Consider the following 14219-nt stretch of genomic DNA (forward strand, 5'->3'; position numbering starts at 1 on the left):
GCCCGCCCCGCCCGGGCGGGATCATGCCACGGGCGGGGGCGGAGGGCGCGCCGTTTTCCGTCCGGGCCGGCTCAGCCGCCGCCCGGCGCGGCCAGTTCCGGGTGGGCGTCCAGGAGGCGGCCGGGGGCGGCCTGCCGCCAGGAGTCGGTGAGGATGTCGCGGAGTTCGGCGAGGTCGTCGACGGCGGCGAGGCGGACCCGGACCCAGGCCGAGGACGCCTCGTGGCCGGCGACCCAGAACTTCTCCGGTTCGGCGAGGACCAGTTCGCCGCGCTCCTCCTTGGGGCAGCGGACGGCGATCGAGGTCTCGTCCTCGGGCATGGTGGCGTACATCTTCCCCGCGACCCGGAAGGTCGGCATGGACCAGGCGATCTTCTCGGTGGTCTCGGGGAGCGAGAGGGCGATGGTGCGGGCGTCCTGGGCTTCGGCCATGGCGGGAGGGTAGGCGACGGCACCGACAGCGGGCGCGCCGCCGCTCAGAGCGCGTGCGCGTCGAGCCAGCGGGTCAGGTCGTCCTGGACCTCCTCGCGATTGGTCTCGTTGAGGATCTCGTGCCGGGCGCCCTCGTACGCCGTGAAGGTGAGGTCCTCGACGCCCGCGCCGCGCAGGTCGGCGAGGAGGGCGTCGACCTGGGCCATCGACTGGTGGCAGGGGTCGTCGGAGCCGACCGCGACGTGCACGGGCAGGTCGGCGGGCATCCGGGCGAGGTTGGCCGGGTCGTTGACCTTCTGGGAGGCGCGGACCCAGTCGAGGCTGAACCCGGCGCTGAAGGGGAACCCGCACGCGTCGTCGGCAGCGTAGGCGTCGACCTCGGCCTCGTCCCGGGAGAGCCATTCGTAGCCGGTGCGGTGCGGGTAGGGCTCGTTGAAGGCGGCGAAGAGTTCGGGGACGAAGGAGGAGATGTACGCGTGGTCGTGCGCGTCGATCTCCTGCTCCAGGCGGGCGGTGTCCCGGGCGGGGTCCGCCCCGGGCAGGGCGCGGAAGGTGCCGGTGAGCAGGAGTCCGGCGAGGTCGTCCGGGTACTCCTGGGCGTAGTCGCGGGCCAGCATGGAGCCCATGCTGTGGCCGAGCAGCAGGACGGGGGCGCCCGGGTACAGGGCCCTGAGCTGGTCGCCGACGGCCTTGAGGTCGGTGACGATCGAGCGCCAGCCGTCCTCGCCGGTGACGCCGAAGCCGCCGGTGAGCGGGGCGGTCGCCCCGTGGCCCCGGTGGTCGGAGGCGACGACGCCGAAGCCGTGCGCGGTGAGGTGGCGGGCGAACCGGTCGTAGCGCTGGGCGTGTTCGGCCGCGCCGTGGGCGATCTGGACGAAGGCGCGGGAGCGCCCCTCGGGCAGCCAGGTGTAGGTGGCGACGGCCACTCCGTCGTGGGCGCTGAGGACGCCCGGGCGGTGGGCGGTGGAGCCGGCTGCGGGCTGGCTGGTCATCGGGTGCGCTCCCCTGGGGTCGGTGTTGGGGCGGTCGGTGCCCGGGGTGCTCCGGGCGCGCTCTGCCTGCCCCTCCCCGGTCACGGGCCCGCTCATGCCTCGGCTGCGCCGACGGCCTGACGGCGGCCGGGCGAGGACGGAAAAGGAATCGGCGCGAGCGGGCGCGCGTGCCAGGATCGCCCGATGAGCACTTCCCGAACCGAGCTGCTGCGCTGGCAGGCCGACCTGACCTGGTCGCTCTTCACCTACCACCTGGACCGGCTGGAACCCGCCGACTTCCTCCGCGAGCCGGCCTCCCTGTGCTGGACGGTGCACGAGGACGCGGACGGCCGCTGGTGGCCGGACTGGGCGGAGAGCGAGCCCGACCCGGTGCCCGTCCCCACGATCGCCTGGCTGACCTGGCACATCGGCTGGTGGTGGACGACCGCCCTCGCCGTCGTGCGGGGCGCCGAGCCGCCGGAGCGGACGGAGGTCGCCTGGCCCGGCGAGGGTGCGGCGGCCGTCGCCTGGCTGCGGGAGCTGCGCGAGGAGTGGGCGGCGGTCCTCGACGGCCTGGACGACGCGGCGCTGGACCGCCCCTCGGCGTACCCCTGGGACGCGGAGGCGGGGCTGACCGTGGGGCACACGGCGGCCTGGGTCAACGCGGAGCTGATGAAGAACGCCGCCGAGATCGGACAGCTCCGGCTCCGGTACGCCGCGCGACGGTGACCGCTGCGCTCAGGGGACTCCCGGGTCGCGGCGCTGGAGCTGCTCGGCCAGCTCGGCGGCCATCGCCTTGATGGTGTCGAGCCCCGCCCGGCCCCAGGGGCGCGGCTGGGTGTCCACCACGCAGACGGTGCCGAGGGCGAGGCCGGTGCGGTCGATGAGCGGGGCGCCGAGGTAGGAGCGGATGCCGATCTCGTCGACCACCGGGTTCCCGGCGAAGCGCGGGAAGTCGCAGACGTCCTCCAGCACCAGCGCCTTGCGCCGTACCACCACGTAGGGGCAGTAGCCGTGGTCGCGGGCCATGTGCCGGAAGGCGCTCGCGGGCGCGGCTCCCCCGGCGAGCGGCCCGGCCGGGGTGTGCAGCCCGGCGAAGAACTGCCCGCCGGTGCCTATGAAGTTGACCATGGCGTACGGCGCGCGGGTCAGGTCGGCGAGGCGGGTGGCGAAGGCGTCGAGCCCGGCGTCGGCGTGGCGGCCGAGCCCCAGCCTGCCCAGCCGCTCCTCGCGCGCCGGGGCCTCGGGGTCGGCGGGGGTCAGGAGGAGGTGGCCGAGCGGGTCGAAGGTCACAGGGGCGCTCCTTGGCTCTCGGCGGGGTGCCCGGCGAGGAGGTGCCGTACCAGGGTGAGCAGCGTCTGCACGGCCGAGCTGGAGATGCGGGCGTCGCAGCGGATGACGGGCACGTGGATGCCGAGGTCGAGGGCGGCGCGCACCTCGTCGGGGCCGTAGCGGTGGGCGCCGTCGAACTCGTTGACGGCGACGACGAAGCTCATCCCGCGCTGCTCGAAGAAGTCGACGGCGGCGAAGCAGTCCTCCAGCCGCCGGGTGTCGGCGAGGACGACGGCGCCGAGCGCGCCCTCGGACAGCTCGTCCCACATGAACCAGAACCGCTCCTGCCCCGGCGTGCCGAAGAGGTACAGGACGTGGCGGCTGTCGAGGGTGATGCGGCCGAAGTCCATCGCCACCGTGGTGGTGGTCTTGTTCTCCACGCCCTCCAGGCTGTCGGTCTCGGCGCTGATGGTGGTGAGGAGCTCCTCGGTGCTGAGCGGGGCGATCTCGCTGACCGCGCCCACGAAGGTGGTCTTCCCGACCCCGAACCCGCCCGCGACCAGGATCTTGAGCGCGGTGGGAAAGGGGTCAGAGCCGTCGTCGTAGTCCATCGAGCACTGCCTCCAGCAGGGACCGGTCGGTGGGGTGGTGGAAGTAGTCGGGGGCCCGGGTGGTCAGGGCGCCGCAGTCGACCAGGTCGGAGAGGAGAACCTTGGTGACGACGGCGGGCAGCCGCAGCTGCCCGGCGACCTCGGCGACGGAGGTGGGCGCCTCGCAGAGCCCGAGGACGTCGCTGTGTTCGGGACCGAGGTAGCCGAGCGGCTGGGTGCCGGTGGACATCACCAGGGACATCAGGTCCAGCGCGGTCGTCGGTCGGGTCCGCCCGCCGCTGACGGTGTACGGGCGGACGAGGCGCCCGGCCGCGTCGTCCAGCCAGGGCCCGTCCTGCGGGAGGGCCATGGTCAGTTCCTCATCGCCGTGGGTTCGGGGGCCTGCCGGCGCGGCGGGGTCACCAGGTACGGCCGGACGCTCTTGACCAGCATCGTCATCTCGTAGCCGAGGACGGCGGCGTCGGCCTCGCGCCCGGCCAGCACGGTCAGGCAGGTGCCCGACCCGGCGGTGGAGACGAAGAGGAGGCTGCTGTCGAGTTCGACGACGACCTGGCGGACGTCGCCGCCCTCGCCGAAGCGCGCTCCGGCGCTGCGGCCGAGCGAGTAGAGACCCGAGGCGAGGGCGGCGAGGTGGTCGGCGCTGTCCGGGTCGAGGCCGTGCAGGGACTTGACCAGACCGTCGGCGGAGAGCAGCACGGCACTGCGGGTGTGCGGGACCCGCTGGACCAGTCCGCTCAACAGCCAGTCGAGGTCGGAGGCATGGCCGGTCGGCGCATCGCTCGCCATGGTGGATCGACTCCTTGCATACATGGGGGAACCTGTGGGGCTACGGGAACGTGGGGACTGCGGAGGGGAGTTGGAGTGCCGCCTCACCCGGACCGGTGGGCGGGGCCGGTGTCGGGCGCGGGGTCGGCGGGCAGCTCGTCCTGGGCCTCGGCGAGGCCGATCCCCCGCCGGAACGCGGCCATCAGCCCGGGGTCGTGGCCGACGTGGGGCAGTTCGCCGGTGGTGCGGGCGACGGGGCCGTCGCGCAGCTGCGGGGCAAGGTGTTCCTGGGCGCGGCGGCGGGGCAGGCTGGGCCGCTCGGGCGGCTGGTCCTTCAGGGTGCTGCCGAGCACGAGGGGGGAGGCGGCGTTGGCCTCGACGGTGTCCCGGTGCTCGGGCCGGATGCCGGGGCGGGCCTCGGCCGGGGTCGGCCGCTGCTCCTGCGTGTCGCGGACCGGCAGGGTGCGGGGGCCGGGCACGGCGGCGCGCGGCTCGGGCCCGGCCTCGGGCGGCGCGGCGTGCTGGCCCCGGGAGGCCGCCTGCCGGCGGGTGGTGCGGGTCGGCAGGGGCGGCGGGGTGCCGTCGACGGGGGCGGGGCGCGGCGCCGGGGCCTCGTCCTGCGCGACCGGGACCGGGCGGTCGGGGGCGAGGGACGGGGCGGCCGGCGCGGGCTCCTCGTCGGCGGTGGGCGGGAGCGGTGCCGGGGCAGGCGGTCCGAGCGGCTGCTCGGCCACGGGTCCGGCCGGCGGTACGTCGGGCAGGGGCTGACCGGCCGTCGGGGTGCTGGTGAGGGCGGCCGGCGCCGCGGTGCCGGGGAGGGACTCGGGGGCGGGCTGGGCGTCGGGCACCGTGCCGAGCAGGGTGGCGGGGAGCACCAGGACGGCCTGGGTGCCGCCGTAGATGTTGGACTGGAGGCGCACCGCGATGCCGTGGCGCCGGGCGAGGGTGGCGACCACGTACAGGCCGATGCGGCCGTCCTGGAGGAGGCTGGCGACGTTGACCTGGTCGGGGTCGGCGAGCAGGGCGTTCATCCGGCGCTGCTCGTCGCCGGGCATGCCCAGGCCCCGGTCCTCGACCTCGACGGCGACCCCGGCGGCGACGCGGCTGGCGCGCAGCAGGACCTGGGTGTGGGGGGCGGAGAACACCGTGGCGTTCTCGACCAGTTCGGCGAGGAGGTGGATGGTGTCGGCGACGGCGTGGCCGCGTACGTCCCCGTCGATCGGGGGCACCAGCTTGACCCGCGAGTACTGCTCGACCTCGGCGATGGCCGAGCGCAGCACCTCCGTCATGGAGACGGGCCTGCTCCACTGGCGGCGGGACATCGCGCCGCCGAGGACGGCGAGGTTCTCGGCGTGGCGGCGGATGCGGGTGGAGAGGTGGTCGACGTGGAAGAGGCCCTTGAGCAGGTCGGGGTCCTCGACCTGGTTCTCCAGCTCGTCCAGGAGCTGGATCTCGCGGTGGACGAGGGACTGGAGGCGCCGGGCGAGGTTGACGAAGACCTCGACCTTCTGTTCGCTGCCCGCCTGGCTGGAGAGCTGGGCGGCCTGGACCACGGCCTGGACGGCCATCCGGTGGGCGCGGTGCAGTTCCTCGCCGAGCAGGTCGAAGCCGTCGCCGCGCGGGGCGAGGGGCGGCTGCTGGGCGGTGGGTTGCTCGCCCCGGCGGAGGGCGTCGAGGACGTCGCGCAGTTCGGCCTGGTTGCGGGCGCTGGTGCGGCGGAGCTGCGCGGCCCGGTCCAGGATGTTCCGCGCGGTGCGGTCGGCGGCGACGGCGGCGACCGCGATCCCGGCGAGGGCCACGGCGGCGGCGCCGGCGAGGATCGCCCAGAGCAGCGGGGAGGTGGTTCCGCCGCCGTCGGCGGAACGCAGCGCGAAGAGCACCGCGGCGGCGCCACCGAGGGAGACCGCGACGGCCGGCAGGACCGCGATCCGCAGCAGCTGAGGCCGTATGTGCGCCTCGGGGAGCTGCTGGGCGGCCTTGCCGTGCCGGCCGCCGCCCTCACGGCGGTCCGCCCGGTTGGCGGCCGGTGCGCGTAGTTGTGACATCGACGTCCTCGGAAGAAACCCCCCGGTCCGGCGTGGGGCGGGGGTGCGGTAGCGGGGCTCCTGGCGGGCAACGCGGACACCCCGGCGTGGGCTCCGCGCGACCTGACGAGCACTCACGGTAGTCATCAAAGCATCCCGTGCGGTGGGCAGTTGACCACTTGGACGGGCAGCACCCCACCCCCGGACGACAGCTCGCACACCAGCCCGAAATCCGTAGGGGGACAAGGGTTCGAAGGCTCATGGAGGCCGCCCGGCGGGGCGGCGCGCAGGGCCGGACGACGGACACGGTCATCCCTTGAGGGTTACGCTCCGCACATGCGTCCGACAGGGGCGCCGGATGAGCGAGAGGCAAGGGGCCGCGGGCATGGCAGAGGTCGTCCTGGCATCCCCGTCTCGGAGTTCGGCCCCGCCTGGCCGCAGGGCGTGCCGGTGCAGGTCCACGGTCGGCGGTGTCGCGGTCCCCGGCGAAGAACGGATCGGCCTCCACCGGCTCGTCGCGGAGTCGGCCGACGCGGAGCCGTTCCTGTACCCCGGCGACCAGCACCTCTTCGCGGACTCGTCCCTGCCTGCCCACGACCCGGAGGCCGCCGCCCTGCTGAACAGGCGGGCGCTCGACTTCCTCGCCGCGCACGGCGAGAGTGGTCTCAGGAGTCGATGAGTACGGCCAGGCCGCCGAGCACGCCGACCACGGCCGCCAGCGCCAGCACGGCCACCAGGACGCAGATCCAGCCGCCGACGATTCCGGCGAGGGCCAGCCAGCGGCCGCGCAGGCCATGGCGTTTGGCGCGGAAGCGGGCGACGTGGCCCGCGACGATCGCGGTGATCCCGCACAGGAAGATCACGGCCATCCACGTGAGCGTCAGCGGGAAGAAGACCGCGGCGGGCAGGTAGCCGCCGCCTCCGACGAACGCCGCGAAGGCTACGGCGTAGGCACTGACCCGGGCGGCTCGGTTGTCCCGTTCCGCCGTCGCGGAGCCGGGGAGTGTCTGGGTGACCGACATGGCGAGGACCTTAGCAAGAAGCCCAGGTAGCGGGCGTGGTGAGTCCGGCCGGGGAGGCGGTCGGCCCCGGCCCGCCCAGCACCCGCGCCACCTCGGCGGCCAGAGCGTCGAGACGCTCGGCGCAGTCGCGCAGCATCTCCTCCCCGGCGCCGTGGGGGTCCTCGATCTCGTCCTCGGCGCCCGGCGGGGTTCCCGTGGCGAGGCGGACGAACTCCCGCAGGGTGAAGGCCCGGTGGAGCGCGCCCGGGCGCAGGCGGACGGCCGCGTCACGGTGGGCGCGCTCCGTGCCGAGCACCAGATCGGCCCCGCCGACCAGCTTCGGCGTGAGCTGACGGGAGGTGAACCCGGTGTCGTCGCCCCCGCGTTCGGCCAGGACACGGCGGGTCTCCGGGTCCACGCCGGGGCCGGGGCGGGGCGTGGGTGCCGGCGCTGCCGACACGGGCGGTGGGCAGCCGGGCGGCGAGGAGGCGTTCGGCGAGGGGTGAGCGGTAGAGGTTGCCGGCGCGGACGAAGAGCACGCGGGGTGCGCTCACCGGGGCCCGCCCGCCCCGGCGGTGCGGTCGGCCTCCTCGGCCCCCGCGTGGGGTGCGAGACCCAGGGTTGGGCGGCAGGGGGCCGCCGGCCGGCACCGCGAGTCCGCCGGGGGCCCGCTGGTCGAGGTCGGCGGGTTCGGCCTGGCCGATCAGGGCGGTGGTCAGGCCGGCGTCCTGGACGAGCCCGAACCGGGTGGCGACACCGGGCGCCGCAGGTCGGCGTCGACCAGGCAGGTGCTGGTGCCGGAGGCGGCCAGCGAGAGGGCGAGGGCGGTGGCGGTGGCGGTCTTGCCCTCGCCCGGCAGGGGGCTGGTGACGACCACGGCCCCGGGGCGTTCGCCGATGCGGGCGAACCGCAGGTTGGTGCGCAGGTGGCGGAAGGACTCGGCCCAGGGGCTGCGGCCGGTGGCGTTCTCCCCCGTGGGCCGCTGGGCCGCGTCGGCGTCGACCGGGGCGGCCCCGAGCACCGGTACGCCGGTGTGCGCGGCGAGTTGGGCGGTGGTGGTGAGGCTGGTGCCGGGGCGCTGGCGCAGGACGGCGAGGCCGGTGCCGAGCAGCAGCCCGGCCACGAGGTTGGCCGGTCGGCGGCATCGACCTGCCCGGTCCTGACGGGACCGCGCGCCACCTGGACGGGGAGGCCGCCCTCGCCCACGCCAGGCGCAGCTCATCCGGCGCGAACTGCTCGCCAAGCTCCGCGCCGGCGCCGGCGGACCGCTCGGCCTCAAGGGTGTCCTCGACGCGGTGACCGGCAGCGTGAGCGTGGACGGGGCGATGAGCGACGCGGTGCTGCGCCGCCTGCTGTGACGGGGCACCCGGGAACTGCGCCCCGCCGACACCTACCGCGCCGCCCCGGTCAAGGGCACCGGCGCCGGCGCCGGGCAGTCCGTGGTCCACCTCGACCTGCCCCGGCCGGCCGCGCCGGCCCGGGCCCTGCGCGAGGACCGGGCCGTCCTGCCGCGGTGAGGCTCACCGCTCGGGGGCCGCCAGGTCCAGTGCGTCGCGCTGCTCCCCGGCCGGCGGCCAGGCGGCCCAGCCCTCCCCGGGAGCCCGCGCCGCGACCGCGCGCCACCAGGGGTCGGCGGCGGGCGCGTGCGCCGGGACCACCGGTTCGCCCGGGCGCGGGGTGATGACCTGCTGGCCCGCGCGGTGGGCGGCGAGCAGGGTGCGCTCGGCCGGTTCCTCCCAGGGGTGCAGGGCGAGGTTGAAGGTGCCCCAGTGGATCGGGAGCAGGACGCCGTGCGGCGTGCCGCCCTGGAGGTCGAGGTGGGCGCGCAGCCCCTCGTCGGGCGTCATGTGGATGTCGGGCCAGGGGCCCGGGTCGCGCGTCGCCCCGCCCCGGCTGCGCGGCAGGAACTCGCTGTACGCGCCGATCTGGATCATCGTCGCGTCGAACGGGCCGTGCTCGGTGCCGATGTCCCGGAAGCCGGGGAAGTACCCGGTGTCGCCGCTGTGGAAGACCCGGTGGTCGCTGCCCCGGACCGACCAGGAGGCCCACAGGGTGTGCTGCTGGTTGCGCAGGCCCCGCCCGCAGAAGTGGCGGGCCGGGGTGGCGGTCAGGGTGACCCCGGCGACCTGGGTGGCCTCGCGCCAGTCCAGCTCGCGCAGCCTCTCTGCGGGGACGCCCCACCGCTCCAGGTGGGCGCCGACCCCCAGCGGCACCACGAAGACGGTGCCGGTGCGCATCAGGGCCCGGATGGTGGGCATGTCCAGGTGGTCGTAGTGGTCGTGGGAGATGACCACGGCGTCGACCGCCTCCAGGGCCCGCAGCGGCACCGGCGCCGGATGGAGGCGGCGCGGACCGGCGAAGCCGAACGGCGAACACCGCTCGCCCCAGACGGGGTCGAAGAGCAGGCGGGCCCCGTCGATCTCGACGAGGACGCTGGAGTGGCCCGTCCAGGTGAGCCGCAGCCCCTCGTCGGGCCGCCGGGCCAGGTCCGCCACGGTGGTGGGGTGGAGCGGAATCGGGGCCGCCGGGGCACGCCGGGCCCGGCCCTCCTTGCTCAGGTAGGCGCGGACCAGGTCGCGCGGGGTCGCGGCGGAGGGGGTGGCCGGGCCGCCGTCGGGGTTGCGGAACGAGCCGTCCGCGAAGTTCGGCGAGCTGAGGATGCGCCGCCGGCGCTCTCCCGAGGGGTCACCGCCGAACGAGGCCGGCCGCAGGGCGCGGACCAGGGGGTTCGGCGTACGGATTCCGGTCACGGTGCCTCCAGAGCAGCGGTCAGGTGTTCCATTGTCGGGGAGGAAGAGCCACCCGGGCGATCCGGCCCCGGCGGTGCACCGCCCCACTGGCCTCTGCCCCGGGACGCGGCCGGCATGGCCGGAAGGGCCTCCCCTTCCGGCCCCGGCTCAGAGCGGCAGCAGGTCGGGGCGCTTGGCGCTGACGTGGTCGCCGGAGGAGACGCCCCGCAGCCGCCGGCCGATCCACGGCACCAGGTACTCGCGGGCCCACTGGATGTCGTCGCGGCGCCCGTCGAGCGGGGTGCGCGGCGGCTGGGCCGGCCACTCCTCGTCGGGGTCGGCGGGCACCTCGACGCCCAGGATCTGCCCGGCGCGCAGCGCGACCCGGGTGTGGCCCTCGGCCGAGAGGTGCAGCCGGTCGGCGTCCCAGGCCCGCCGGTCCTGCACGGAGCGCAGCGACCAGAGGTCGAGGACGGGGCAGCCGTACCGGTCGGCGATGGCGCGCACGTGACCGTTGTAGGTCGCGACCTTGCCGCGCAGGTGCTTGAGGACCGGCACCCCGCGGGTGTCGAAGCCGGTGGTCAGCACGACCGTGCCGACATCCGAGGTGAGGGCGGTGACCGCCTTCTCGAACCGCTCGGCGAGGTCGTCGGGGTCGGTGCCGGGGCGGATCACGTCGTTGCCGCCGGCGCAGAAGGTGACCAGGTCGGGCGAGAGCTCCCGGGCCCTCGGCACCTGGTCGGCGACGATCTGGTCGAGCAGCTTGCCGCGCACCGCGAGGTTGGCGTACCGGAAGGCGTGTTCGGGCTGCCGGTCGGCGAGCAGGACGGCCAGGCGGTCCGCCCAGCCCACGAAGGCCCCGTCGGGTCCGGGGTCCCCCACCCCTTCGGTGAAGCTGTCGCCGACTGCCGCGTACGAGGTGAAATCTGGCGCTGGGGAAGTCGTCTCTGCTGTCACGGGCACATCATTCACCTGGTGAAGTGAGTTACGCCACCGTAGGAAGGGGTTGACGCGGGTGACAAACACCACCGGTCAAGGTTCCCCCAGAGGCGGAATAGGTGCGGAGGCCACCCATCGGGCTCGCGGCCGCCCCCGGCGGCCCCCTCCCGTGCGCCCCGCGGTGCCGCCCAGCGCCCCTCGCGTGCGCGTTCCCGCACGTCCACGCCGTTCCCGGGTGCGAACACCTGTCGTATCGTCGAGGCGCGCCCGCCCGCACCCGAGCGGCGGCCGACCGGGAGGAGCCCACGTGACGCAGCAGTCCCCGTCGACGAGGTCGGAGTCGATGCCGGAGCCGGAGCTGACCGGGGTGCGGAACTTCCGTGACGTCGGTGGTCTGCCGACGTCCGACGGGCGCCGCGTGCGGGCCGGGCAGCTCTTCCGCAGCGGCCACCTCGCCCACGCCACCGAGGCCGACACGGGTTTCCTCAGCGGGCTCGGCCTGCACACCGTCTTCGACTTCCGCAACAGCGCGGACCGGGCCCTGGACGGCCTCGACGTCGAACTGCCCGGGGTGCGCAACGTCAACATCCCGCTGAGCGACCCGGCCGACGGCGCGGGCTTCTGGAAGATGGTCCGCGAGGGTGACCTGCCCCAGCTCCGCTCGCTGCTGGGCGACGGCAAGGCCGCGCTCAGGATGACCACCTCGTACCGCGAGATGATCACCGGGCGCACCGCCGAGCACAGCCGGGTGCTGCGCTCGCTCGCCGAGGAGAGCGTCCCGGCGCTCATGCACTGCGCGGCCGGCAAGGACCGGGCGGGGCTCTCGGTGGCGGTCACGCTGCTCGCGCTCGGCGTGGACCGCGAGGTCATCGAGGCGGACTACCTGGAGTCCAACGCCCAGCACCGCCGCTACCGCATACGCCGCGCCTCCGACTCCCCCGACGCGCTCTCGCCCGAGGTCATGGAGCTGCTCAGCCCGCTCTTCGAGGCCCGCGCCGAGTACCTCGCGGCGGCCTTCGAGACCATCGACGCCACCTGGGGCGGCACCGAGCGGTACCTCACCGACGGGCTGCGGCTCACCCCCGAGCTCCGTGACCAGCTGCACGGCCGCCTGCTGGACTGAGTCCGGGCCTCACTGCGCCTTGCTGCCCACCTCGAAGAGCAGGTAGATGAAGCCGGCCAGGAGGTGGCCGACCACCACGTAGATCAGGAGCCTGATCCACAGGCTGGGCGGCAGCCGCTCCTCCATGTCCCGGCCGGCCCGGGCGGGAGCCTGCTCGGCGGTGGCGGGCTCGGAGTCGGGTCGCTCGCTCATGCGGGGCCTTTCGGGTTCGGGTGTCCCGGGCCGAGGCACGGGGCGCCCGGGCTCTGGAGCAGGGTGTGGACGAAGAGGAGTTCGGCGCCGTCGGCGTCGGCGGCGCCGATCCGGTGCGGGGTGAGCGAGTCGAAGTGGGCCCCGTCGCCGGGGTGCAGCAGGTGCTCGCTCTCCCCGAGGCGCAACCGCAGCCGCCCGCGCAGCACGTGCAGCCACTCCTCGCCGGGGTGGACCCGCACCATGTCGCCCTGCGCCCCGTACGGCACGCGCACCCGCAGCGCCTGCATGGCGCGCCCGGAACCGCCGGCGGGCCAGTACGTCCAGCCGCCTGCGGGGGCCGGTTCGGCCTCGGCGCCCCGGATGACGGCGTGCTGTTCGCCACCCGTCTCGCCGAGCAGGGCGGAGACGGTCGTACCGTAGACGCGGGCCAGGGCGAGCAGCATCGGCAGCGAGGGCTGGCGCCGGCCGGTCTCCAGCCGGGAGAGGTGAGCCGCCGACAGTCCGGCGGCACGGGCCGCGGTCTCCAGGGTGTGACCGGCGCGGCGCCGCAGCTCACGCAGGTGGGGCGCGACGGCGGGGAGCGCGGCCGGGTCGTCCGGACGGTCGGTGCTCATGGTTCGATTGAGCCAGATTCATGCCTCAGGGACAAGTTTCTTGCCTCAGAGGCAAACCTCCGGGGCGTCAGCGGTGGACCACCGCCTGCCGGACCAGAGTCCGCCCGAACTCCCACAGCAGCCCGCCGTCCTGCGCCTCGTCCATGACCTGCGTGAACGCGTCGACGAAGCGGTCCACGTCCGCCTCGTCCACCACCAGCGGCGGGATCAGCTTGATGACTTCGAGGTGGTCGCCGGAGACCTGGGTGAGGATGCGGTGCCGGTGCAGCAGCGGCGCCACCACCATCTGCGCGAAGAGCCCCTTGCGGGCCGCCTGGAGCATCGCCCAACGGCTGCGCAGCCGCAGCGACTCGGGCCGCCCGAACTCGATGCCGATCATCAGGCCGCGCCCGCGCACCTCGTGCAGCAGCTCGTAGCGCGGGACGAGGGCGGCGAGGCGCGAGCGCAGCCGTTCCCCCACCCGCCGGACGTGGGCGACCGTGTCCTCGCGCTCCATGACGTCGAGGACGGCGAGCCCGGCCGCCATCGCCTGGGCGTTGGCGCCGAAGCTCGCCGAGTGGACGAGGGCCCGGTCCATGGAGGAGTACACCTTGGCGAAGACCTCGTCGGTGCCGAGCGTGGCGCCGACCGGGACGTACCCGCCGGAGAGCGCCTTGGCCAGGCAGACCAGGTCCGGTTCGACACCGTCCTCGTGCTGGTGGGCGTGGAAGTCGCCGGTGCGGCCGAGGCCGGTCTGCACCTCGTCGGCGATGAGCAGCGCCTTGTGGCGGTGGAGGAGTTCCTGGGCGGCGCGCAGGTAGCCGGGCGGGGCGGCGTGCACGCCCTTGCCCTGGACGGGCTCGACGATCAGGGCGGCCACGTCGCCGGCCCGCAGCTCGCGGCGGAGCGCGTCGAGGTCGCCGAGGGGAACGGCGGTGTCGGGGAGCAGCGGCCCGAAGCCCTCGCGGAAGGAGCGCTCGCCGTTGACCGAGAGGGCTCCGGTGGTCAGGCCGTGGAAGGAGTGCGCGCAGTGCAGGACGCGCGGCCGGCCGGTGGCCCGGCGGGCGAACTTCAGCGCGGTCTCCACGGCCTCGGTGCCGCTGCTGCAGAAGAAGGCCCGGTGCAGGTGCGGGGTGTACGCGAGCAGCCGCTCGGCGAGCAGACCGGGCAGCGGGGGGCAGTCGAAGCGGGTGAGGTCGGGCAGCGAGAGGTCGAGGACATCGTGCAGGGCCTGGCGGATCACCGGGTGGTGGCGGCCGAGGCCCATCACGCCGAACCCGGCGAGCATGTCGAGGTGGTCGTTGCCCTCGGCGTCCCAGAAGTGGGCGCCCTCGGCGCGCTCGTAGACCTTGTCGAAGCCCAGGGTGCGGAGCATGCGGGGCAGCTGCGGGTTCAGGTGGCGGGTGTGCAGCGCGTACCGCTCGCCGCCGCGCTCGGCGAGGAGCCGCCGCAGGTCGAAGCCGGGCGCGGGCCCGGCGCCGGTCGCCGGTGCGCCGCCGTCGACGGTGGTCATGGGTGGGTCCCCCTCTCGGTGGAACGCGCGCGGGGCCGGACGGCTCAGTGCCGCC

General features: G+C 75.1%; 18 protein-coding genes. 3 read left to right on the forward strand and 15 right to left on the reverse strand.

The window, feature by feature from the left end; genetic code table 11:
* Positions 1–71: 71 nt before the first annotated feature.
* A complete protein-coding gene (locus tag OIM89_RS01965; RefSeq protein ID WP_030697730.1) occupies positions 72–431 on the reverse strand; it encodes an MmcQ/YjbR family DNA-binding protein in 360 nt (119 codons plus the stop codon).
* Between the two features lie 44 nt (positions 432–475).
* Positions 476–1423, reverse strand: coding sequence for a lysophospholipase (locus tag OIM89_RS01970; RefSeq protein WP_264490918.1), 948 nt, complete (start codon positions 1421–1423; stop codon positions 476–478).
* A gap of 183 nt (positions 1424–1606) precedes the next feature.
* On the opposite strand from OIM89_RS01970, the gene OIM89_RS01975 reads away from it, so the two are divergent.
* Positions 1607–2131 (forward strand): DinB family protein, encoded by a 525-nt coding sequence (locus OIM89_RS01975; protein ID WP_264490919.1) that lies wholly within the window; start codon positions 1607–1609, stop codon positions 2129–2131.
* A gap of 9 nt (positions 2132–2140) precedes the next feature.
* Here OIM89_RS01975 and OIM89_RS01980 read toward each other — a convergent pair whose 3' ends face one another.
* The 5 genes from OIM89_RS01980 to OIM89_RS02000 form a co-directional block, all read right to left on the reverse strand.
* Positions 2141–2695 (reverse strand): GAF domain-containing protein, encoded by a 555-nt coding sequence (locus tag OIM89_RS01980; protein WP_030697733.1) that lies wholly within the window; start codon positions 2693–2695, stop codon positions 2141–2143.
* On the reverse strand, positions 2692–3285 hold the full coding sequence (locus OIM89_RS01985) for a GTP-binding protein (protein ID WP_030697734.1): 594 nt from the start codon (positions 3283–3285) through the stop codon (positions 2692–2694). The genes OIM89_RS01980 and OIM89_RS01985 overlap by 4 nt, the downstream gene beginning before the upstream one ends.
* A complete protein-coding gene (locus OIM89_RS01990) occupies positions 3263–3634 on the reverse strand; it encodes a DUF742 domain-containing protein (RefSeq protein ID WP_003952099.1) in 372 nt (123 codons plus the stop codon). The genes OIM89_RS01985 and OIM89_RS01990 overlap by 23 nt, the downstream gene beginning before the upstream one ends.
* Positions 3635–3636: 2 nt before the next feature.
* Positions 3637–4071 carry a roadblock/LC7 domain-containing protein gene (locus tag OIM89_RS01995; protein ID WP_047141765.1) on the reverse strand — a complete coding sequence of 145 codons (435 nt, stop codon included), beginning with the start codon at positions 4069–4071 and terminating at the stop codon, positions 3637–3639.
* An 83-nt stretch (positions 4072–4154) separates the two neighbouring features.
* A complete protein-coding gene (locus tag OIM89_RS02000; RefSeq protein WP_264490920.1) occupies positions 4155–6095 on the reverse strand; it encodes an ATP-binding protein in 1941 nt (646 codons plus the stop codon).
* Positions 6096–6459: 364 nt separating this feature from the next.
* Between OIM89_RS02000 and OIM89_RS02005 the strand changes: the two genes are divergently transcribed.
* The gene (locus tag OIM89_RS02005) at positions 6460–6753 is read left to right on the forward strand and encodes a dienelactone hydrolase family protein (RefSeq protein ID WP_229359950.1); all 294 of its coding nucleotides are present in this window, start codon (positions 6460–6462) and stop codon (positions 6751–6753) included.
* Here OIM89_RS02005 and OIM89_RS02010 read toward each other — a convergent pair.
* From OIM89_RS02010 to OIM89_RS02030, 5 genes are all read right to left on the reverse strand, one after another.
* Positions 6740–7096, reverse strand: a complete 357-nt coding sequence (locus OIM89_RS02010; protein ID WP_037664925.1) for a DUF4190 domain-containing protein — start codon at positions 7094–7096, stop codon at positions 6740–6742. The two genes, OIM89_RS02005 and OIM89_RS02010, sit on opposite strands and share 14 nt — an antisense overlap.
* Positions 7097–7106: 10 nt before the next feature.
* A complete protein-coding gene (locus OIM89_RS02015; RefSeq protein WP_264490921.1) occupies positions 7107–7535 on the reverse strand; it encodes a hypothetical protein in 429 nt (142 codons plus the stop codon).
* Between the two features lie 255 nt (positions 7536–7790).
* Positions 7791–8198, reverse strand: a complete 408-nt coding sequence (locus tag OIM89_RS02020; RefSeq protein WP_264490922.1) for a hypothetical protein — start codon at positions 8196–8198, stop codon at positions 7791–7793.
* A 397-nt stretch (positions 8199–8595) separates the two neighbouring features.
* On the reverse strand, positions 8596–9825 hold the full coding sequence (locus tag OIM89_RS02025) for an MBL fold metallo-hydrolase (protein ID WP_264490923.1): 1230 nt from the start codon (positions 9823–9825) through the stop codon (positions 8596–8598).
* A 147-nt stretch (positions 9826–9972) separates the two neighbouring features.
* Complete coding sequence (locus tag OIM89_RS02030; protein ID WP_030694988.1) at positions 9973–10761, reverse strand: SGNH/GDSL hydrolase family protein; 789 nt, start codon at positions 10759–10761, stop codon at positions 9973–9975.
* Between the two features lie 289 nt (positions 10762–11050).
* Here OIM89_RS02030 and OIM89_RS02035 point away from each other — a divergent pair, with 289 nt between their 5' ends.
* Positions 11051–11866 (forward strand): tyrosine-protein phosphatase, encoded by an 816-nt coding sequence (locus OIM89_RS02035; protein ID WP_030694987.1) that lies wholly within the window; start codon positions 11051–11053, stop codon positions 11864–11866.
* Positions 11867–11875: 9 nt separating this feature from the next.
* On the opposite strand, the gene OIM89_RS02040 is transcribed toward OIM89_RS02035, so the two are convergent.
* From OIM89_RS02040 to OIM89_RS02050, 3 genes are all read right to left on the reverse strand, one after another.
* Positions 11876–12058: a DUF6126 family protein gene (locus OIM89_RS02040; protein WP_030694986.1), complete on the reverse strand. Its 183-nt coding sequence runs from the start codon at positions 12056–12058 to the stop codon at positions 11876–11878.
* Complete coding sequence (locus OIM89_RS02045; protein WP_047466635.1) at positions 12055–12672, reverse strand: helix-turn-helix domain-containing protein; 618 nt, start codon at positions 12670–12672, stop codon at positions 12055–12057. Before OIM89_RS02045 ends, OIM89_RS02040 begins: the two co-directional genes overlap by 4 nt.
* A 67-nt stretch (positions 12673–12739) precedes the next feature.
* Positions 12740–14164 carry an aspartate aminotransferase family protein gene (locus OIM89_RS02050; RefSeq protein ID WP_226964740.1) on the reverse strand — a complete coding sequence of 475 codons (1425 nt, stop codon included), beginning with the start codon at positions 14162–14164 and terminating at the stop codon, positions 12740–12742.
* Positions 14165–14219 lie beyond the last annotated feature (55 nt).

Source organism: Streptomyces sp. BI87 (assembly GCF_025957665.1).
GTDB lineage: Bacteria > Actinomycetota > Actinomycetes > Streptomycetales > Streptomycetaceae > Streptomyces > Streptomyces albidoflavus.

Excerpts from the sequence above, each read along its gene's own strand:
- OIM89_RS01995 (WP_047141765.1), bottom strand. The coding sequence starts at position 4,071 with ATGGCGAGCGATGCGCCGACCGGCCATGCCTCCGACCTCGACTGGCTG.
- OIM89_RS02045 (WP_047466635.1), bottom strand. The coding sequence starts at position 12,672 with ATGAGCACCGACCGTCCGGACGACCCGGCCGCGCTCCCCGCCGTCGCG.
- OIM89_RS02005 (WP_229359950.1), top strand. The coding sequence starts at position 6,460 with ATGGCAGAGGTCGTCCTGGCATCCCCGTCTCGGAGTTCGGCCCCGCCT.
- OIM89_RS01965 (WP_030697730.1), bottom strand. The coding sequence starts at position 431 with ATGGCCGAAGCCCAGGACGCCCGCACCATCGCCCTCTCGCTCCCCGAG.
- OIM89_RS02040 (WP_030694986.1), bottom strand. The coding sequence starts at position 12,058 with ATGAGCGAGCGACCCGACTCCGAGCCCGCCACCGCCGAGCAGGCTCCC.
- OIM89_RS02010 (WP_037664925.1), bottom strand. The coding sequence starts at position 7,096 with ATGTCGGTCACCCAGACACTCCCCGGCTCCGCGACGGCGGAACGGGAC.
- OIM89_RS01985 (WP_030697734.1), bottom strand. The coding sequence starts at position 3,285 with ATGGACTACGACGACGGCTCTGACCCCTTTCCCACCGCGCTCAAGATC.
- OIM89_RS01975 (WP_264490919.1), top strand. The coding sequence starts at position 1,607 with ATGAGCACTTCCCGAACCGAGCTGCTGCGCTGGCAGGCCGACCTGACC.
- OIM89_RS01970 (WP_264490918.1), bottom strand. The coding sequence starts at position 1,423 with ATGACCAGCCAGCCCGCAGCCGGCTCCACCGCCCACCGCCCGGGCGTC.
- OIM89_RS02050 (WP_226964740.1), bottom strand. The coding sequence starts at position 14,164 with ATGACCACCGTCGACGGCGGCGCACCGGCGACCGGCGCCGGGCCCGCG.
- OIM89_RS01990 (WP_003952099.1), bottom strand. The coding sequence starts at position 3,634 with ATGGCCCTCCCGCAGGACGGGCCCTGGCTGGACGACGCGGCCGGGCGC.
- OIM89_RS02000 (WP_264490920.1), bottom strand. The coding sequence starts at position 6,095 with ATGTCACAACTACGCGCACCGGCCGCCAACCGGGCGGACCGCCGTGAG.